We start from the raw sequence: 19,845 nt of genomic DNA on the forward strand, positions 1-19,845 counted from the left end.
GGACATCGGCGGGATGTAGCATGGGGTCGGCAGCGTGCGGAATGTGCGCACCCGCACAGACCCATCCATCCGGGCGAACGGCGGGGCTGACGAATGTTGACATTCATCAGTCGTAAAGTAGGTTCGTCTCACGGCTGGAGCGGCGCTCTCGCCGGCGGGGCTTTGCCCCCTCGCTCCGTCAGCGAGACGCCGCTCCGGTCCTCTTCGAGGGCCATCGATCTCCGGATCGGTGGCCCTTTCGGCATGTGATCGGTCGCGCGATCTGGTAGCGTGCCGGGCCCACCGGATGCGACCATGCGGACGACGCACGCCCTACGCCTCGCCCTGCTGATCGCCGGCCTGGGCCTCGTCCTCCGGCTCGGCCTGCCGGTGGCGCCCGTGGACGCGCCGTTCCGCGCGGTGCTGAAGGCCTATGCGGCGCCGGACCCGTCCGCCGCGGCGCCCAGCAACACGGCTGAAACCTCCGCGCCCTAGTGACGGCACATTGGCCGGGCATCCGATAGGCCCCGGCGATGGAATATGCCGCAGCCGCCGGACACCGTCCGGCCTGGATAGCCGCGTAGGCCGATGCCACCGTCCGGGCCGCCGAAGCGTGGGCGGCCGGAACATGCGCCATGGGGGCGTGCACAGCGAGGGATAGGGTGCCGTCGGTCGCGCAGGCGTCCGGCATGTGCTCTAGTCAGGCATGAACGAGAGTTCACCGATCCGCACCGACACGGCGCGCGCCTACCAGCCGGGCGAGGCGCCGGCGCGCGACGTCCGCACGCGGCGCTTCCGGCCGATCCGCTGGCTCGTGATCCTGGCCCTGCTGGCGGGCGCGGGGGCGATCGGCCACCGCTGGTACGAGGCGCGCACCGAGAAGGCCGCCGAGCCGGCCACGGCCCACAAGGGCGGCGGCCGCGGCGGGCGGCATGGCGGCGGCGACATGGCGCAGGCGGTGGGCGTCGCCCCCGTGACGACCGGCGACATGCCGGTGGTGCTCCAGGGCCTCGGCACCGTGACGCCGCTCGCCACCGTGACGGTGAAGTCGCAGATCAGCGGCTACCTGATGGCGGTGAAGTTCCGCGAGGGCCAGACCGTCAAGGCCGGCGACGAGCTCGCCCTGGTCGATTCCCGGCCCTACGAGGCGCTGCTCGCCCAGTATCAGGGCCAGCTCGCCCGCGACCAGGCGCTGCTGCAGAACTCGAAGCTCGACCTGCAGCGCTACCAGACGCTGAACCGGCAGGATTCGATCTCGAAGCAGAACGTCGACACGCAAGCCGCCCTGGTCAAGCAGAACGAGGGCACCGTGGCGGCCGACCAGGCGCTGGTCGACCAGCAGAAGCTCAACATCGCCTACACCCACATCACCGCGCCGGTGGACGGGCGGGTCGGCCTGCGGCAGGTCGATCAGGGCAACTACATCTCGGCCGCCTCCACGGCGATCGTGGTGGTGACCCAGCTCCACCCGATCTCGGTGATCTTCACCCTGCCGGAGGACGACGTGGCCCGGGTGATGCGCCAGGTGCGGGCGGGAGCCAAGCTCGCGGTGCGCGCCTACGACCGAGGCGACGCCCACCAGATCGCGATCGGCACCCTCGACACCGTCGACAACCAGATCGACACGACCACCGGCACGGTGAAGCTGCGGGCGCAGTTCGACAACGCCGACGAGGAGCTGTTCCCGAACCAGTTCGTCAACGCCAAGCTCACCGTCGACACGGTGCGGGCCGCGACGCTGGTGCCGAATTCCGGCCTGCTGCAGGGCACGCCCGGCACCTACGTCTACCTGATGGATGGGGACAGCAAGGTCACGGTCCGGCCGATCAAGACCGGAGAGACCGACGGGACCAACACCGTCGTGGTCTCGGGCCTGAAGCCGGGCGACCGGATCGTCACCGACGGCACCGACCGGCTCAAGGACGGCGCCGAGGTCCGGATCACGGACGGCGCGCAGGCGGCGGGCGCGACCGGCGCGGTCACCGGGGCGGGCGACAAGCCCGGCGGAAAGCCGGCCGCCGGACCGGGCGGGGCGGCCGAGGCCGCCCCTCCGGCAGCGCCGGAGGGCGGCCGCCGGCACGGGCGCCGGTCGGCGCAGTGAGCCCGGCCAGGGCGCGCCTGCCATGAACCCGTCCCGCCTCTTCATCCTTCGTCCGGTCGCCACGACGCTGCTGATGCTGGCGATCCTGATCGTCGGCGGCGTCTCGTACCTGAACCTGCCGGTCTCGGCGCTGCCAGCCGTCGATTACCCGACGATCCAGGTCCAGACCTTCTATCCGGGCGCGAGCCCCGAGGTGATGACCTCCTCGGTCACGGCGCCGCTGGAGCGACAGTTCGGCCAGCTCGCCAACCTCAACCAGATGACCTCGCAATCCTCGGCGGGCGCCTCGGTCATCACGCTGCAGTTCAACCTCGACCTGCCCCTCGACATCGCCGAGCAGCAGGTCCAGGCGGCGATCAACGCCGCCGGCAACCTGCTCCCCTCGGACCTGCCGGCGCCGCCGATCTACGCCAAGGTCAACCCGGCCGACGCCCCGGTGCTGACCCTGGCCCTCACGTCGAAGACCCTGCCGCTGACCCAGGTGCGCGACCTCGCGGAATCGCGGCTCGCCCAAAAGATCAGCCAGGTGGCCGGCGTCGGCCTGGTCAGCATCTCGGGAGGCCAGCGTCCGGCGATCCGGGTGCGGTTCAACGCCCGGGCGCTCGCCGCCTACGGGCTGAACATCGACGACCTGCGCACCACCATCACCAACCTCAACGTCAACACCCCCAAGGGCTCGATCGACGGGCCGAAGCAATCCTACGCGATCAACGCCAACGACCAGATCCGCGACCCGAAGGCCTACAACGCGGCGATCATCGCGTATCGCAACGGCGCCCCGGTGATGCTCTCGGAGGTCGCCGACGTGGTCGAGGGGCCGGAGAACACCAAGCTCGGCGCCTGGGCCGACACCACGCCCGCGGTCATCCTGAACATCCAGCGCCAGCCGGGCGCCAACGTCATCGCCACGGTCGACAAGATCAAGGCGCTGCTGCCGCAGATGCAGGCGAGCCTGCCGACCTCCGTCGCGGTGGCGCCGCTCACCGACCGCACCACCACGATCCGGGCCTCCGTGGAGGACGTGCAGTTCGAGCTGGGGCTTGCGATCGCGCTGGTCGTGCTGGTGATCTTCCTGTTCCTGCGCAGCCTGTCGGCGACGCTGATCCCGAGCCTGTCGGTGCCCCTGTCGCTGATCGGCGCCCTGTCGGTGATGGACCTGTACGGCTTCTCCCTCGACAACCTGTCGCTGATGGCCCTGACCATCGCGACCGGCTTCGTGGTCGACGACGCCATCGTGGTGATCGAGAACATCGCCCGCCACGTGGAGGCCGGCGATTCGCCCCTGGAGGCGTCCCTGAAGGGGTCGCGCGAGATCGGTTTCACCATCATCTCGCTCACCGTCTCGCTGATCGCGGTGCTGATCCCGCTGCTGTTCATGGGCGACGTGGTCGGGCGCCTGTTCCACGAATTCGCCATCACGCTGGCCGCCACCATCGTAATCTCCGCGGTCGTGTCGCTGACCTTGGTGCCGATGCTGTGCGCGCGCCTGCTCAAGCACGCGCCCGAGGCCAAAATCCGCCGCCGCGAGGGCGTGTTCGCGCGCGCCGGGCGGCGCGCCACCGACGGTACGATCGCCGCCTACGGCCGGGCGCTCCGGGTGGTGCTGAACCATCAGGGCCTGACCCTGCTGGTGGCGCTCGGCACCCTGGTGCTGACCGTCTACCTGTTCGTGGTGATCCCCAAGGGCTTCTTCCCGGTCCAGGATACCGGGGTGATCCAGGGCATCACGCAGGCGGACCAGTCCGTCTCCTACGCGGCCATGGCCGAGCGCCAGCAGCGGATGGCCGCGCTGATCCTGAAGGACCCGGACGTCGCCAGCCTGTCCTCGTTCATCGGGGTCGACGGCCAGAACGTCACGCTCAATTCCGGCCGGATGCTGATCAACCTCAAGCCGCGCGACCAGCGGACGGACTCGGCCGGCGCGATCATCCGACGGATCACGGAGGCGGCCCGGGCCGAGCCCGGCATGCGCCTGTACATGCAGCCGGTCCAGGACCTGACCATCGACACCGCGGTCTCGGCGACCCAATACCAGCTCATCCTGGAGACCCCGAACCTCAACGATTTCGAGACCTGGGTTCCGCGCTTCACCGAAGCCCTGGCGAAATCCCCGGTGGTGGCCGACGTCGCGAGCGACCACCAGGCGCAGGGGCTCGCCGCCTACGTCACCATCGACCGTCCCACCGCCGGCCGCTACGGCATCACCCCGGCGACCATCGACAACGCCCTCTACGACGCCTTCGGCCAACGGATCATCTCGACCATCTTCACCCAGTCCAACCAGTACCGGGTGATCCTGGAGGCCGACCCGAACCTGCACACCACCCTGCGCAGCCTCGACACGATCTACCTGCCGTCCTCGACGGCCACCAACGGCCAGGTGCCGCTCTCCGCGGTGGCGCGGATCAGCGAGCGGCGGGCCCCCCTGCTGATCTCGCATCTCGGGCAGTTCCCGGCCACCACGGTGTCGTTCAACCTCGCCCCCGGCGCGGCCCTCGGGCAGGCCGTGGAGGCGATCGAGCAGGCCAAGGCCGCGATCGACCTGCCGCCCTCGTTCCGGGTGGTGCCTCAGGGCTCGGTCTTCGCGTTCCAGTCGGCGCTCAGCAACGAGCTGTTCCTGGTGCTCGCGGCGATCATCACCGTCTACATCGTGCTGGGCGTGCTCTACGAGAGCTTCATCCACCCGATCACGATTCTGTCGACCCTGCCGTCGGCCGGGATCGGGGCGCTGCTCGGCCTGATGCTGTTCGGCCTGTCCCTCGACATCATCGCGGTGATCGGCATCGTGCTCTTGATCGGCATCGTGAAGAAGAACGCGATCATGATGATCGACTTCGCGCTGCAGGCCGAGCGCGAGGACGGGCTCGATCCCCGGGAGGCGATCTTCCAGGCCTGCCTGCTGCGCTTCCGCCCGATCCTGATGACGACGCTGGCCGCCCTGTTCGCGGCGGTGCCGCTGATCCTCGGCACCGGCGTCGGCTCGGAGCTGCGCCAGCCGCTCGGCATCTGTATCGCCGGCGGCCTGATCGTCAGCCAGGTGCTGACCCTGTTCACGACCCCGGTGATCTATCTGGCCTTCGATCGGCTGGAGCGCCGGATCGCCGGGCGGCGGGGGCCCGCCCTCGAAAGCGGCGAGGCGGTACCATGAGGGGCCGGGACGATTCCGCGCCTCTCCCTCCCCCCTCTGCGGGGGAGAGTGGCCCCCGAAGGGGGTCGGGAGAGGGGAGCGACGGTGCAGGATGTGGCTCACTCCGTGCCGACGGGCGCCGCTTCGAAGCGATCTCGCCCCGCCTGCGCACCTTCGCGAAAGGCCAGCGCCGCGAGCGGACCCGTGCGGAGGATCTCTTCTGGCAGCAGGTGCGTGCCGGGCGCTTTCACGGACCCAAGTTCAGACGGCAAGTTCCGATCCCGCCCTATATCGCCGATTTCCTCTGTGCTTCCGCACGATTGATCGTCGAGCTGGACGGTGAACCGCACGAGACCGACGCGCGTCGTCGCCGTGACGCGCAGCGCGATGCGTGGCTGAAAAGCCAGGGCTTCGAGGTCCCGCGCTTCCCGAACGATCTCGTGCTGAGCAATCTCGGTCTGGTCCTCGACAGGGTCGGCGAGGCCGTCGAGGCGCGCGCCCTATCCCTCCCCCCTCTGCGGGGGAGGGTGGCCCCCGAAGGCGGTCGGGAGAGGGGAGCAACGGTGCAGGATCCGGCTATGGCCTTCATAAAGGCTGCGACCCATCCTGAAGCCGCGTCCCCTCTCCCGACCCCTGCTGACGCAGGGGCCACCCTCCCCCGCAGCGGGGGGAGGGAGATGCGCGGAGCCGGTTGCGCCTCTTCCGACAAGCACGCAGCGCTCCGCCAGGACCACCACGGGAGGCACCGCCCGTGAACATCTCCGAGCCGTTCATCCGCCGGCCGGTCGCGACCACGCTGCTCACGATCGGCGTGCTGCTCGCCGGCCTGTTCGCGTTCCTGAAGCTGCCGGTGGCGCCGCTGCCGCAGATCGACTTCCCGGTCATCCTGGTCCAGGCCCAGATGCCGGGCGGCTCGCCCGAGACCATGGCGACCACCGTGGCGGCTCCCCTGGAGCGGCGGCTCGGCGCCATCGCGGACGTCAACGAGATGACGTCCACGAACTCGCTCGGCTCCACCCGGATCGTGCTGCTGTTCGGCCTGAACCGGGACATCGACGGCGCGGCGCGCGACGTCCAGGCGGCGATCAACGCGGCGCGCGCCGACCTGCCGGCCTCGCTCCGGCAGAACCCGACCTACCGGAAGTTCAACCCCGCCGACACGCCGATCATCATTCTCGGCATGACCTCCGACACGCTGACCCGCGGCCAGGTCTACGATTCGGCCGCCACCGTAGTGCAGCAGAAGCTGTCGCAGCTGCCCGGCGTCGGCAACGTCGATATCGGCGGCTCGTCCCTGCCGGCGGTACGGGTGGAGCTCGATCCCACCGCCCTGTTCAACTACGGCATCGGCCTGGAGGGCATCCGGGCGGCGCTCGCGTCGGCCAACGCCAACTCGCCCAAGGGCGAGATCGATGCCGGCGGCCGGCGCTACCAGCTCTACGCCAACGACCAGGGCCGCAAGGCCGAGGATTACCGCGACATCATCGTGGCCTACCGCAACGGCGCCGCGGTGAAGCTCACGGATGTGGGCGAAGTGCTCGACGGCGTCGAGGACAAGCGCAACCTCGGCATCGTCAACGGCAAGGCCGGGGTGCTGCTGTTCGTCTACAAGCAGCCCGGCGCCAACGTGGTCGAGACCATCGACGCGGTGAAGAAGGCGCTGCCGCAGCTCACCGCGGCGCTGCCCGGCGGCATCGACATCAAGCTCACCGGCGACCGCAGCGCCACGATCCGGGCATCGCTCGCGGCCACCGAGGAGACCCTGCTGGTTGCGGTCGGCCTCGTGATCCTGGTGGTGTTCGCCTTCCTGCGCTCCGGCCGGGCGACCCTGATCCCCGCGGTGGCGGTGCCGATCTCGATCATCGGCACCTTCTCGGCGATGTACCTGCTCGGCTACTCGCTCAACATCCTGTCGCTCACGGCCCTGATCATCGGCACCGGCTTCGTGGTCGACGACGCCATCGTGGTGCTGGAGAACGTCCAGCGCCACATCGAGGACGGCAAGCCCCGGTTGCAGGCGGCCCTGATCGGCGCCCGGGAGGTCGGCTTCACGGTGATCTCGATGAGCCTGTCGCTCATCGCGGTGTTCCTGCCGATCCTGCTGATGGGCGGCCTGATCGGACGGATCTTCCAGGAATTCTCCGTCACCCTGTCGCTGTCGATCCTGATTTCCTTGGTCCTTTCACTGACCACGACGCCGATGATGTGCGCCCGCCTTTTGCGGGCCGAGGGGCACGGGCGCGCGGCGGGACGCCGGCCGAACATCCTGATCCGCGGCTTGGAGGGCGGCTTCTCCTGGCTGCTCGACGCCTATGCCCGGACTCTGTCGGTGGCGCTCGCCCATCCGCGGCTGGTGCTGCTGAGCCTGCTCGCCACCGTGGGGCTCAACGTCTACCTCTACATCATCGTGCCGAAGGGGTTCTTCCCCGAGCAGGATACCGGCCAGATGATGGGCGGCGTCCAAGCCGACCAGCGCATCTCGTTCCAGTCCATGGAGACCAAGCTCCGGCAGGCCACCACCATCGTGGGCGCGGATCCGGCGGTGGAGAGCGTTGTCGGATTCACGGGCGGCCGCGGCACCAACTCGGCCAACGTGTTCATCGGGCTCAAGCCCATCGGCGAGCGGGCGCCGATCTCGGCCGTCATGGCGCGGCTCCGGCCGAAGCTCGCCCAGGTCGCGGGCGCGCGCCTCTACGTCTTCCCGCGCCAGGACCTGCAGATGGGCGGCCGCCAGAGCTTCGCCCAGTACCAGTACACCCTCCAGGGCGACACCGCCGAGGAGCTGTTCGCCGCCGCCCCGAAGCTGGTCGCCGCCCTCCAGAAGGACCCGACCTTCGCGGACGTCACCTCCGACCAGCAGGAGGGCGGGCTGGAGACCCGGGTGGTGATCGACCGCGCCACCGCGTTCCGGTACGGCATCACCCCGAATAAGATCGACAACACCCTGTACGACGCCTTCGGCCAACGCCAGGTCTCGACCATCTACAACCCCCTGAACCAGTACCACGTCGTGATGGAGATCGCCCCGCGCTACCTGGAATCCCCCGAGACGCTGAAGCAGATCTTCGTCTCGACCTCCGGGGGCAACGCGCCGGGCGCGGCCATCACCAACGCGGTGGCCGGCACCGTCGCGGCAGCGGGCGGCGTCAACACCAACGCGGCCACCGGCACCAGCAGCCCGGGCAGCGGCGCCGCGCCCTCCACGGGGGCCACGACCGCCACGGGGGCGGTCGGCGGCGCGTCCACCGGAGCCGCCGCGGCGGCCGCCACCAGCACGGCCGATGCCGCTTCGAACGCCGCGGCGATCGCCTCCGACTCCGCCCGCAACGCCTCCTCCAACGCCATCGCGGCGAGCAAGGGCGGCGCCTCCTCGAGCGCGCCGGTCTCGGCCGCCAAGGAGACCATGGTGCCGCTCTCGGCCTTCGCCCGGATCGAGCCGGGCAGCGCCCCCGTCCAGGTGAGCCACCAGGGCCTGTTCGTCGCCACGACGATCTCGTTCAACCTCGCACCGGGCAAGAGCCTGTCGGACGCCACCGCGGCGATCGACCGGGCGATGGCGTCCCTGCGGCTGCCGGCGACGATCCACGGCGAGTATGCCGGCGCGGCCAAGAACTACGTGGCCTCGGCCTCGCGCCAGCCGCTGCTGATCCTGGCCGCGATCCTGGCGGTCTACGCGGTGCTGGGTATCCTGTACGAGAGCTTCGTGCACCCGCTGACGATCCTCTCGACCCTGCCGTCGGCCGGCGTCGGCGCGGTGCTGGCCCTGCTGGTGACCGGCACCGAATTCACCATCATCGCGCTGATCGCGGTGTTCCTGCTCATCGGCATCGTGAAGAAGAACGCGATCATGATGATCGACGTGGCGCTGGACGCCGAGCGGACCCGGGGGGCGAATCCCGTGGATGCGATCCGCGAGGCCTGTCTCGTGCGCTTCCGGCCGATCATGATGACCACGCTCGCCGCCATGCTGGGGGCCGTGCCGCTGATCCTGGCCACCGGCGAGGGGGCCGAGCTGCGCCGGCCCCTGGGCATCGCCATCGTGGGCGGATTGATCGTGAGCCAGATCCTGACCCTGTACACCACCCCCGTCGTCTACCTGACCCTCGACCGCCTCCGGCACCGGGTGCTCGCCCGCCGCCGCGGCGCCGGGCCCGGCGGCGCAGCGGCATTGCCGGCCGGAGAGTGATGCGTTCGTTTTCACGTGAAACACCGGCGGCCCCGACGCGCGCGCCTCGCTCTCTCGGCGCCGAGCACGCATCATCGATCGATGGGAGCGACGCTGCGCGCGCATTCCCTCCCCCCTCTGCGGGGGAGGGTGGGCCCCGGAGGGAGTCGGGAGAGGGGCAGCGCGACGGTTCACGATGTGTCGCCCGTCGCGACCTCTCCGGCACCGTCGCTCCCCTCTCCCGACCCGGCCTGACGGCCGTGCCACCCTCCCCCGCGAAGGGGGGAGGGAGACGCGCTCGCGGCCTCGGGCTGCGCCATATTCTCTATCTCCCCCTCATCCCCGCACTGGCCGGCTGCGTGGTCGGCCCCGACTATGCCCGGCCCTCGGTCGAGACCCCGCTCGCCTACCGGGAGGGCGGCAAGCGGGAGGACAGCGCGGCTGTCGTGGCGGCGCGCAAGAAGGGCTGGCGCGAGGCCCGGCCCAACGACGCGGCGGAGCGCGGCGACTGGTGGCGGGTGTTCAAGGACCCGACCCTCGACCGCCTGATCCGCCTCGTGGATGTCGACAACCAGTCCCTCCGGCAGGCGGTGGCGAATTACCGGCAAGCCCGGGCCCTGGTCGCCTCGGCCCAGGCCGCCCTGTACCCGACCGTTGTCGGCGCCCCGAGCATCACCCGGACCGGCAGCGGCAACACCGCGCGCACCAGCGCCGCGCTGCTCGGACAGGCGAGCTGGGAACTCGACCTGTTCGGCGGCACCCGCCGGAATATCGAGAGCGAGGCGGCGCTGGCCCAAGCCGACGCCGCCACGATCGCCGCGACCCGGCTGACCATCCAGGCCGAGGTCGCGGCCGACTACCTGACCGTGCGCTACGCCGACGCCCTCCAGAGGGTGCTCGACGAGAACGTCGCGAACTTCAAGAAGACGCTCGGCATCACCGAGAACCAGTACGCGGCCGGGGTCGCGGCCCGCTCGGACGTGATCACGGCGCAGACCCAGGTCCAGACCATCGAGGCCCAGGCCATCGCGATCCGGCTGACCCGGGTACAGTACGTCAACGCCATCGCGACCCTGATCGGGCGACCGCCCTCGGAGGTGACGATCCCGGTGGCCGGCATCGGCCGCAACCCGCCCACCGTGCCGGTCGGGATCCCGTCCGACCTGCTCGAGCGGCGGCCGGATGTCGCCCAGGCCGAGCGCCTGGTTCAGGGCCAGAGCGAGCGGATCGGCGTCGCGGTCGCCGCTTTCTACCCCACGGTGACGATCTCGGCCCAGGGCGGCATCTCGGGTCTGACCCGCAACGGCCTGTTCTCGGCCGCCAACCAGGTCTGGTCGGCGACCGCCGCGGGGACCGAGGTCCTGTTCGACGGCGGCGCCCGCACGGCGGCGGTGCGCTCGGCCGAAGCCGGCTACGACGCGGCGGTGGCCAATTACCGGCAGGTGGTGCTCGCCGCCCTGGCGGAGGTCGAGAACCAGATGGCGGCCCTGCGCATCCTCGGCCTGCAGCAGAGTGCCCAGGACGCGGCGGTCGAATCGTCCCGCAGGGCCGTGGAGATCACCCTCAACGAGTACCGGGCCGGCACGCAGAACTTCACCACGGTGGTGACCGCGCAGGGCCTGCTCGTGAGCAACGAGATCAACGCCCTCCAGGTCCGGCTCAACCGCTTCACCGCGGCGGTCACGCTGATCCGGGCGCTGGGCGGCGGCTGGGACGTCCGCGCCCTGCCGAGCGATGCCGAACTGAAGGGTCCGACCCTGCCGATCGACCGGGGCGGCCAGGCCGTCCGCCCGGACGAGTGAGGCGCACGATCCCGGACCCTGATGTCGGGCTTTGCCCAGGTATCTGGGGCTCCGCGCCCGTGCACCGCCGAAGGGCTGAGCCCTTCGGGATCCCGGATCAGCCGTGTTCCGCGTGTCCCGGGCAGGGCTGCACCTCCACCGTGACGTGGCTCAAACCGCGCACCCCGGCGAGCCGGGCCTTGTAGTGCGCGGGCGGCTGCGGGTTGTCGCTGACGAGCGCGATCACCGCGGCGCGGTGGCCCGGACCGACCTGCCAGAGGTGCAGGTCGCTCACCCGGTCGCCCTCCGTCTCCAGGCGGGCGCGGATGTCGGCCGTTGCGGCCGGGGACGGCCGGGCATCGAGCAGCACGAGGCCCGCCGTGCGCAGGAGGGTCCAGGACCAGGCCAGGATCACCACCGTGCCGACCAGGCCCATGGCCGGATCGAGCCAGGCGAGGCCGAGATAGCGCCCGCCCAGCAGGGCGGCGATCGCCAGGACCGAGGTCAGCGCATCGGCCATCACGTGGATGTAGGCGGCACGGAAGTTGGTGTCGTGGCCGCAATGACCATGACCACCATGACCATGACCGCCATGGCTGTGGCCGCCCTGGCTGTGGCCGCCCTGGGCGTGGCCGTGATCCCCGTGATCGTCGTGGTCGTCGTGGTCGTCGTGCAGGAGCCAGACGCTGGCGAGGTTCACCACGAGGCCGAGGACGGCGATCGGGATGGCCGACCCGAAGCCGATCGGCGCCGGGTGGAGCAGCCGGACGAGGCTCTCGGCGCCGATCAGCAGGGCGATCAGGCCCAGGATGACCGCGCTGGCGAAGGCCGCCAGATCCCCGAACTTGCCGGTGCCGAAGCTGAATCGCGGATCCTCCGCGTGGCGCCGGGCGAAGCGGTAGGCCAGGGCCGCGATGCCGAGCGCCGCCGCATGGGTCGACATGTGCCAGCCGTCGGCGACCAGCGCCATCGAGCCGTACCAGGTGCCGCCGACGATCTCGACCACCATCGTGGCCGCGGTCAGCGCCACCACCGACCAGGTCCGGCGCGCGTGCCGGTCATGACGGTCTCCCAGGAACACGTGGCCATGGCTCCAGGGTTCGAGGGAGTGGGTATGCATGCGCGATTCTCCACCGCTGTCCGATCGCAGCAGCATAGAGAGACGCTGCCGGAACGGGCATTGCTACCGGTGGGTTGTCACGCCGATTTGCTGCAGTGCAGCCCGAAAGGAGCCAGGCATGGCCGAGCAGACGATAGCCCTCAAGGACGATGCGGCCAGCGGCACCAAGCCGGCGCCGCCCTGCACGCTGGTGATCTTCGGGGCCGGCGGCGACCTGACCAAGCGCCTCCTGATGCCCTCGCTCTACAACCTCGCCGGGGCCGGGCTCCTGCCGGAAGGTTTCTCCATCCTGGGCGTCGATCATTCCGACGGCACCGACGAGTCCCTGCGGGACAATCTCACCCAGACCCTGGAGGCGTTCAGCAAGGATCCGACCTCGGAGTTCCACGCCGACCACATCGACCCCAAGAGCTGGGGCTTCATCCGCGACCGGCTGCACTACCTGAAGGGCGATTTCGAGAAGCCCGAGACCTTCGCGGCGGTCAAAGACAAGGTGAAGGGCAGCGCGGTGTTCTACTGCGCGGTGGCGGCCCGGTTCTTCGGCACGATCGTGGACGGCCTCGGCCAGGCCGGCCTGCTCAAGCAGGAGGACGGCGACTTCCGCCGGGTGGTGATCGAGAAGCCGTTCGGCTCGGATCTCGCCTCGGCCCGGGAACTCAACGCCCGGATCCTGAAGCAGGCCGACGAGAGCCAGTTCTACCGCATCGACCACTTCCTGGGTAAGGAGACGGTCCAGTCGATCATGGCGTTCCGCTTCGCCAACGGCCTGCTCGAGCCGGTCTGGCGGCGGGAATACATCGACAGCATCCAGATCACCGCGGCCGAGACCGTGGGCGTCGAGGAGCGCGGCGGCTTCTACGAGCCGACCGGGGCGCTCCGGGACATGGTGCCCAACCACATGTTCCAGCTGCTTTGCATGGTCGCCATGGAGCCGCCGAACTCGTTCGGCGCCGAGGCGGTGCGCTCGGAGAAGGCCAAGCTCGCCCAGGCCGTCCAGCCGATCCCCCCGGAGGACGCGGTGCGCGGCCAGTACACGGCGGGCACCTCCGAGGGGCGCGACGTGCCGGGCTACCGCGACGAGCCGCACGTCGCCAAGGACTCGGTCACCGAGACCTACATCGCCCTCAAGCTCAACATCGAGAACTGGCGCTGGGCCGGCGTGCCGTTCTACGTCCGCACCGGAAAGCGCATGACCGGGCGGCGCACCGAGATCGCCGTGTTGTTCAAGCCGGCCCCGTTCAAGATGTTCGAGGACACCCCGAACGCCGACCTCGGACCCACGGTGATGCGGATCATGATCGACCCGGACCATGGGGTCGGCACCGAGTTCAACGTGAAGGTCCCGGGCCCGGAGATGAAGATCGGCCGGGTGAGCGCCGCGTTCCGCTACAAGGACTTCTTCGCCGACCAGCCGAATGTCGGCTACGAGACCCTGCTGTACGATTGCATGATCGGCGACGCGACCCTGTTCCAGCGGGCCGACAACATCGAGGCCGGCTGGTCGGCGGTGGATCCGCTGCTCAAGGGCTGGCCGCAGGCGGACGTGAAGCCCTATCCGGCCGGCAGCACCGGGCCCAAGGAGGCGGACGACCTCCTGGCCCGGGACGGCCGCCACTGGCTGGGTCTCGACGGCAAGACGGATTGAGGACCGCACAGCCATGCCGGATCCGACGGCCACGTCATCGGATCCGGTCGTTTTCGAGTTGGCCGCGACGTGTCGCCCTCCGACCGTCATGGAGATGTTCCGTCGAACAAAGGGGCGGCGACTTCGGGCGCGGCGACATTCCCCTTTCCGGTCGATAAACCCTGACGAATGAATTCTCCCAGGTCGCACAGATCGCGACCGTAATGGCGCGAAGCTCCTGCGTGACGTCATGCAGGCATACGTCAGGCCGCAGCGGGACGAGATCGAGCATGACGCTTGGTTGCGCCGGCAGGTTCAGATCGGACTGGATTCTGCCAATAGGGGCCGTGTGATCCCCGCCGAGGGCGTGGAAGCGCGGTTCGCTGCCGGGCGGGCAGCCACACGGCAACGGCTCGATTCCAAGACCAGCGGCTGCCATCGCGCCCGATGAGCGGTTCGCCGAGACGACCGCCCGCTTGGTGGATCGTCCCGCTCTCGGGCGTCCGGGCCGTGTCGCCGGCACACGCGATCTGATCGTCATCGCCGGTACATCATCGTCTACGACGTCGAAGATGTTTCCGTTCGAATGCTCCGGGTCTTGCACGCCGCTCTGCAAGGGCCGCCTCGGTCGCGTTGAGCGTCCGAGACCGAAGCCGATATCCGAAGCGATCTCAGCGTCGCTTGAACGGCAGCATCGCGGCCACGGCGAGCGCGTCGACCCGGTTGTTCAGCGGGTCGCTGGCGTGGCCCTTGACCCAATGCCACGCCACCTCGTGACGGGCGTTGGCCGTGTCGATCCGGCGCCAGAGATCCTCGTTCTTCACCGGCTTCTTGTCGGCGGTGCGCCAGCCCCGGGCCTTCCAGTTGTGGATCCAGCTGGTGATGCCCTGGCGCAGGTACTGCGAGTCCGTGAACAGGTCGACCCGGCAGGGGCGCTTGAGCGCCTCCAGGGACTCGATCGCCGCCAGGATCTCCATGCGGTTGTTGGTGGTGTGCGCCTCGCCGCCCGAGAGCTCCTTCTGGGTATCGCCGAAGATCAGGATCGCGCCCCAGCCGCCCGGGCCTGGATTCCCCGAGCAGGCGCCGTCCGTGTAGATCTTCACCCGCATGGGCTCGGTTGCGGTCTCGGTCGTCTCGGTGCTCATCCGTCCCTCAGGCCTGCCGCCCGTAATCCCGCGCGTCCCGCGCCTGGCGATGGAAGGTGAGCCGACGATCGAACTCCCGCGGGTCCTTGGGCTTCACCAGGGCGCCGGGCGGCACGTTCAGCCAATCGACCAGACGGGTCAGCATGAAGCGGAGCGCGGCGCCCCGGCACAGGATCGGCAGCGCCGCGACCTCGGCGGATTCCAGCGGCCGCACCGCTTCGTAGCCGGCAATCAACGCCGCGGCCATGTCCCGGTGGAAGGTACCGTCGGCCTCGAAGCACCAGGCGTTGAGGCAGACCGCGAGGTCGTACGCGAACGCGTCCGTGCAGGCGAAGTAGAAGTCGATCAGCCCGGAGAGGCTGTCGCCGATGAAGAATACGTTGTCGGTGAACAGATCCGCGTGGATCACCCCGCCCGGCAGGTTCTGGGGCCAGGCGGCTTCCAGCCGTGCGAGGTCGGCGCGGGTGCGCTCCGCCAGGCCCGGCGCCACCGAATCGGCCTGGGCCTCGGCCTGCGCGAAGAGCGGACGCCAGGACGCCACCGACAGGCTGTTCTCGCGCACCATCGCGAAATCGGCGCCGGCCGCGTGCAGCTCGGCGAGGGCCCGGCCGAGTTCCCGGCAATGCCCGACGCCGGGTGTCTTGACCGAGACACCCTCGAGGAAGCTGACGATGGCGGCCGGCCGACCGCAGAGCTCCCCGAGCGCCGTGCCGGCTCGGTCCCGCACAGGCTGCGGACAGGCGAGGCCGCGCGCGGAGAGGTGCTCCATCAGCCCGATGAAGAACGGCAGGTCCCCCGCCCGCACCCGCTTCTCGTAGAGGGTCAGGATGTAGCAGCCCTGGGTGGTCTGCAGGAAGAAATTGGAATTCTCGACACCCTCGGCGATGCCCTTGAAGGAGAGCAGGCTGCCGATGGAATAGGCGGACAGGAACTCGGAGAGCGCCGCGTCGGATACCTCGGTGTAGACGGCCACGTGTTCGCGCTCGGGTTTCTTCTTGGGCGTTTCAGGATCGTCGAAGGATCGCACAGCGACCCGACGGACCCGGTTTTCCGACCCGCTGCCTCATCCTGAGGTGCTGCGGAGCGGCTTCGAAGGAGCGCTCCAGACGGCCGCACGATCCCTGGAGGTCTCCTTCGCGCCCTCCGGTACACCCCATCACCTCGGGATGAAGGGGTTGGACGGGATAGGCCCCCTCCTGGGTCGGGGGCGGGATTCTGGCGCGGCCTACTCGGCCGCTTCGCTGCGCAGCTCGCGCGGCAGCGGGAAGACCATGTCCTCGACCACGGTCGAGACGGTGTCGACGATCACGTCGTAGCGCGCGGCGAAGGCCTCGATGATCTCCTCGACCAGCACCTCGGGGGCCGAGGCGCCGGCGGTGAGGCCGAGCTTGCGGATGCCCTCGAAGGCCGGCCAGTCGATCTCCTCGGCGCGCAGCACGAGGCGGGTGATCGGGCAGCCGACGCGCTCGGCGACCTCGCGCAGGCGCTGGGAGTTCGAGGAGTTCGAGGAGCCGACCACGATCAGGGCGTCCACCAGCGGGGCCACCTGCTTCACCGCCTCCTGGCGGTTGGTGGTGGCGTAGCAGATGTCGTCCTTGTGCGGCCCGGTGATGTTCGGGAACTTCTTCTTGAGCGCTTCGACGATGTGGCGGGTGTCGTCGACCGACAGGGTCGTCTGGGTGACCCAGGCGAGGTTGTTGGGATTCTCGGGCGTCAGGGCTTGGATCTGGTCCAGATCCTCCACCAGGGTGATCGAGCCCTTGGGCAGCTGGCCCATGGTGCCCACCACCTCGGGATGGCCGGAATGGCCGACCAGCAGCACGTGGCGGCCGCGCTTGTGGTGGATCTCGGCCTCGCGGTGGACCTTGGTGACCAGCGGACAGGTGGCGTCGATGGTCGTGAGGCCGCGGGAATCGGCGTTGGCCGGCACGGTCTTGGCCACGCCGTGGGCGGAGAAGATCACCGGGGCGCCGCTGTCGGGCACCTCGTCGAGTTCGCGGACGAACACCGCGCCCTTCCGCTTCAGGCTCTCGACCACGTACTTGTTGTGGACGATCTCGTGGCGGACGTAGACGGGCGGTCCGTAGAGGGCGAGAGCCCGCTCGACCACGTCGATGGCCCGCACCACGCCGGCGCAGAAGCCGCGTGGGGCACAGAGCAGGATCTCCAGCGGCGGCTTGCCGGTGGTGCCCTGAGCGGGCGCGAGGGACGCGAGGTCTGCGGTCATGGTGTCGATGTGGCGAGGGCGGGGCTGTCCTGTCAACGGTCCTGGACTGCGAACCGGGCAGGAAGACGACCGCGGAGCGTCCCTGTAGCACGTTTGCCGCGCGTTTTGGACCCGGGGTGCCCGGATCCTCGACCTAGAGCCGGCGGATCCCGGTCACCGCCCCGAAACTGTTCTCCCGGATCCGGGCCACCGCGCCGGCCAGCGGCTCCGCCGCCACCGCCATGTGGTGGCCGTTGGCGTGGATCAGCGTCTCGGAGTCGCGCATCAGCCCGACATGGCCGCGCCAGAACACGAAGTCGCCCCGGCGCAATCCGTCGAGGGCGAGCGGCAGCGCCCGGCCCAGGCCCCGCTCCTGCATGTCGGCGTCGCGCGGGCAGGGGAGGCCGGCGGCGTCGAGGCAGAGCTGCACGAGACCCGAGCAATCGAGCCCCAGGCTGGTACGGCCGCCCCAGAGATAGGGAATCCCTGCGAGCCGCTCGGCCGTGGCCGCGTAGTCGGGCTCGTGCTGCGCCAGCGGGGCGCAGTGGCGCGCGAAGACGTAGCCGCCGGGGGTCTCGAAATAGGCCCCGGCCTCGCCGGTGACGACGAGGCGCGCGCCGAGGCTGAAATGGGCGCGCACCGGGCGCTTCAGGTCGGGCTCGGGATACAGGAAGGTGCGCACCGCCGTGACCCTGTGGGTCGGCTCGGGTGCGGCGGGGCCGAGGCAATCGGCCGGCAGGTAGCCGACATAGCCGTCCCGGACGAGTTGCACGAAGGCGAACCCATCCTGTTCGGCGTAGAGGTCCACGGCGTCGCCGAGCAGCGCCTCGGTGTCGAGCCCGGCCTCCGCCGACGGCGCCCGGCGCAACGGCGCCGCCGGCGCCACGACCCGGCGCGGGGCGGCGGCGACGAAGCGCTCCGCCGTGACCCGGCCGCGCAACCGGATGTCGGCGATGTCCGGACGGGCCGGGGTGAGGCGGGGATCGAGTGATTCGGCCATGGCGCGCGAGCCTAGCGCATCGTCCGGGGGACCGGATCCCGGCCGATGCGCGCGGCCTCGGGTTTCCGCTCATCCCGGAGGTTCGGCCCACCCGTCGGCACGAGGCTCCGGACGGTCTCCGCCCGGTCCGGGACGGGGATCGCGATCCCCGCTTGGCACCCCGCGCGGGCCCGCGTTATTATGCCGCAGCGCAGCGCCGACCGGCGCGCGGATGATGTTCGCCCTGTGGAGCGGGGGTAACGGCGTGCCGTATGCGGTATTCCAGCCCAAGACATGTTCCCCGGACGGGCAGCCGCCGATTATGATGCACTGCACAACCGGCGCGGAAGGCGCTATGTCTGTTCGATGATGACCGCGAGTCGCCCCGTGAAGAAGACGCAGAAGAGCTTCGCCGACCTGCCGCCGATCCGCGTGCGCCGCGAGCCGCCCACGGTGAACGAGGCGGTCGCCGCCGCCCAGGACCTGGCCGACGATGTCGAGCAGCAGGTCGAGATCGCCGCGGGCCTGATCGGGCTTCCGGTCGACGAGGTCCGCCCGCACGTCCTGGCGGCCAAGAAGGCCAAGCCGGAGCGGATGCCGGAGCGGATCCTGACCCATGCCAGCCCCAGCCGGGCGCCCCGCACCGTGGTGGTCGAGCGTCGCACCCGCCCGACCGTGGTGATCGAGCGCCGCACCCGTCCGCTTGCCCCGCCGCGCTGACAGGGCCGGGGCCACCCCACCGTGCGGGCGTCGGCGCGGCGGCTTCAGCCCCGCGCGACGCAAAGTCCCCGACCATCAATCGGCGGTCTGGACCGACCAGGTGGCGTGGCGGATGCCCGGCGCCTTGGCGAGATCGGCCGTGACCGCATCCAGCTCGCTCGCCTTGACGGCGCTGGCCGTCAGCGTCGCGACCACGTCGACCGCGCCCCCGCCGCGCTCCTCGACCTCGACGTTGCTGACCGGATAGTTCGCCGCCTCCAGGCGCTCGACCAGCAGGTCCTGGGCGGGACCGGCCTCGCCGGGCGCGGTGGTCACCTGGACCTCGTAGGTCGCCTCGGTGGAGGATTCGCGGATCGGGGCGCGGTTGATGGCGTTCACCAGGGGCCGGAGCGCCGTGTTGCAGGTCAGCACCGTGACGGTGACGAACACCGCCTCCAGCGGCAGGTCGGCGCCGCAGAACGCCCCCACGGCGGCGGAGCACCACAGGGTGGCGGCCGTGTTGAGGCCGCGCACGTTCATCCCCTCCTTCATGATCACGCCGGCGCCCAGGAAGCCGATGCCGGAGATCACGTAGGCCACCGTGCGGACCCCGCCGTCCGGGCCGGTCAGCCGCATGCCGAGATCGACGAAGGCCGAGGCGCCGATCGCCACCAGCACCGCGGTGCGCAGGCCGGCGGTGCGCTGCCGGTACTGCCGCTCGGCCCCGATCGCCGTGCCGAGCACGAAGGCGACGATCAGGCCGATGGCGGATTTGAATTCCTCGGGGATGGCGGCGTAGCTGGTCATGGCGGTCTCTTGCGAGGCGAGAGGTGACGAAACCGTGACATCATGGCCGGCTCGGCGCGCCGTCCGGGATAGCGGAACCGGGACGGCGCACCAGGCCCTTGGTTTTGCATCA

At 70.2% G+C, this 19,845-nt stretch carries 14 protein-coding genes; 8 read left to right on the plus strand and 6 right to left on the minus strand.

From position 1 onward, the window contains the following. Positions 1–294: 294 nt before the first annotated feature. The 6 genes from AC0IY0_RS18465 (at position 295) to AC0IY0_RS18490 (ending at position 11,174) form a co-directional block, all read left to right on the plus strand. Positions 295–474 (plus strand): hypothetical protein, encoded by a 180-nt coding sequence (locus tag AC0IY0_RS18465; protein ID WP_147909981.1) that lies wholly within the window; start codon positions 295–297, stop codon positions 472–474. A gap of 211 nt (positions 475–685) precedes the next feature. Then, positions 686–2,080, plus strand: a complete 1,395-nt coding sequence (locus tag AC0IY0_RS18470) for an MdtA/MuxA family multidrug efflux RND transporter periplasmic adaptor subunit (protein ID WP_419828704.1) — start codon at positions 686–688, stop codon at positions 2,078–2,080. 22 nt (positions 2,081–2,102) lie between these two features. Continuing rightward, on the plus strand, positions 2,103–5,228 hold the full coding sequence (locus AC0IY0_RS18475) for an MdtB/MuxB family multidrug efflux RND transporter permease subunit (protein WP_419828703.1): 3,126 nt from the start codon (positions 2,103–2,105) through the stop codon (positions 5,226–5,228). Next, a complete protein-coding gene (locus AC0IY0_RS18480) occupies positions 5,225–5,962 on the plus strand; it encodes an endonuclease domain-containing protein (protein WP_471764929.1) in 738 nt (245 codons plus the stop codon). Before AC0IY0_RS18475 ends, AC0IY0_RS18480 begins: the two co-directional genes overlap by 4 nt. Continuing rightward, a complete protein-coding gene (locus tag AC0IY0_RS18485; RefSeq protein ID WP_147910043.1) occupies positions 5,959–9,393 on the plus strand; it encodes an efflux RND transporter permease subunit in 3,435 nt (1,144 codons plus the stop codon). Before AC0IY0_RS18480 ends, AC0IY0_RS18485 begins: the two co-directional genes overlap by 4 nt. Before the next feature lie 290 nt (positions 9,394–9,683). Beyond that, positions 9,684–11,174 (plus strand): efflux transporter outer membrane subunit, encoded by a 1,491-nt coding sequence (locus AC0IY0_RS18490; RefSeq protein WP_147910052.1) that lies wholly within the window; start codon positions 9,684–9,686, stop codon positions 11,172–11,174. Positions 11,175–11,271: 97 nt separating this feature from the next. On the opposite strand, the gene dmeF is transcribed toward AC0IY0_RS18490, so the two are convergent. After that, on the minus strand, positions 11,272–12,273 hold the full coding sequence (gene dmeF / locus AC0IY0_RS18495; RefSeq protein WP_471764931.1) for a CDF family Co(II)/Ni(II) efflux transporter DmeF: 1,002 nt from the start codon (positions 12,271–12,273) through the stop codon (positions 11,272–11,274). A gap of 118 nt (positions 12,274–12,391) precedes the next feature. Here dmeF and zwf point away from each other — a divergent pair, with 118 nt between their 5' ends. Next, positions 12,392–13,918, plus strand: a complete 1,527-nt coding sequence (gene zwf, locus AC0IY0_RS18500) for a glucose-6-phosphate dehydrogenase (RefSeq protein WP_471764932.1) — start codon at positions 12,392–12,394, stop codon at positions 13,916–13,918. 650 nt (positions 13,919–14,568) lie between these two features. Here zwf and rnhA read toward each other — a convergent pair. The 4 genes from rnhA to AC0IY0_RS18520 form a co-directional block, all read right to left on the minus strand. Further along, on the minus strand, positions 14,569–15,042 hold the full coding sequence (gene rnhA, locus AC0IY0_RS18505; RefSeq protein ID WP_147855113.1) for a ribonuclease HI: 474 nt from the start codon (positions 15,040–15,042) through the stop codon (positions 14,569–14,571). A 7-nt stretch (positions 15,043–15,049) separates the two neighbouring features. Beyond that, positions 15,050–16,015 (minus strand): homoserine kinase, encoded by a 966-nt coding sequence (gene thrB / locus AC0IY0_RS18510; RefSeq protein ID WP_147940986.1) that lies wholly within the window; start codon positions 16,013–16,015, stop codon positions 15,050–15,052. Positions 16,016–16,267: 252 nt separating this feature from the next. Then, complete coding sequence (gene ispH, locus AC0IY0_RS18515; protein WP_147855115.1) at positions 16,268–17,269, minus strand: 4-hydroxy-3-methylbut-2-enyl diphosphate reductase; 1,002 nt, start codon at positions 17,267–17,269, stop codon at positions 16,268–16,270. A 133-nt stretch (positions 17,270–17,402) separates the two neighbouring features. Beyond that, positions 17,403–18,248 (minus strand): C40 family peptidase, encoded by an 846-nt coding sequence (locus tag AC0IY0_RS18520; protein WP_471764933.1) that lies wholly within the window; start codon positions 18,246–18,248, stop codon positions 17,403–17,405. Between the two features lie 366 nt (positions 18,249–18,614). On the opposite strand from AC0IY0_RS18520, the gene AC0IY0_RS18525 reads away from it, so the two are divergent. Further along, complete coding sequence (locus AC0IY0_RS18525; protein ID WP_246692098.1) at positions 18,615–18,947, plus strand: hypothetical protein; 333 nt, start codon at positions 18,615–18,617, stop codon at positions 18,945–18,947. 75 nt (positions 18,948–19,022) lie between these two features. On the opposite strand, the gene AC0IY0_RS18530 is transcribed toward AC0IY0_RS18525, so the two are convergent. After that, entirely contained in the window at positions 19,023–19,733 is a 711-nt protein-coding gene (locus AC0IY0_RS18530; RefSeq protein ID WP_147857001.1) for an MgtC/SapB family protein, read from the minus strand. Positions 19,734–19,845 lie beyond the last annotated feature (112 nt).

The sequence above is a fragment of the Methylobacterium sp. AC315 genome (assembly GCF_979253755.1).

Coding starts and splice junctions, on each gene's coding strand:
- rnhA (WP_147855113.1), bottom strand. CDS start 15,042: ATGAGCACCGAGACGACCGAGACCGCAACCGAGCCCATGCGGGTGAAG.
- zwf (WP_471764932.1), top strand. CDS start 12,392: ATGGCCGAGCAGACGATAGCCCTCAAGGACGATGCGGCCAGCGGCACC.
- AC0IY0_RS18465 (WP_147909981.1), top strand. CDS start 295: ATGCGGACGACGCACGCCCTACGCCTCGCCCTGCTGATCGCCGGCCTG.
- AC0IY0_RS18470 (WP_419828704.1), top strand. CDS start 686: ATGAACGAGAGTTCACCGATCCGCACCGACACGGCGCGCGCCTACCAG.
- dmeF (WP_471764931.1), bottom strand. CDS start 12,273: ATGCATACCCACTCCCTCGAACCCTGGAGCCATGGCCACGTGTTCCTG.
- AC0IY0_RS18475 (WP_419828703.1), top strand. CDS start 2,103: ATGAACCCGTCCCGCCTCTTCATCCTTCGTCCGGTCGCCACGACGCTG.
- AC0IY0_RS18480 (WP_471764929.1), top strand. CDS start 5,225: ATGAGGGGCCGGGACGATTCCGCGCCTCTCCCTCCCCCCTCTGCGGGG.
- ispH (WP_147855115.1), bottom strand. CDS start 17,269: ATGACCGCAGACCTCGCGTCCCTCGCGCCCGCTCAGGGCACCACCGGC.
- AC0IY0_RS18530 (WP_147857001.1), bottom strand. CDS start 19,733: ATGACCAGCTACGCCGCCATCCCCGAGGAATTCAAATCCGCCATCGGC.
- AC0IY0_RS18520 (WP_471764933.1), bottom strand. CDS start 18,248: ATGGCCGAATCACTCGATCCCCGCCTCACCCCGGCCCGTCCGGACATC.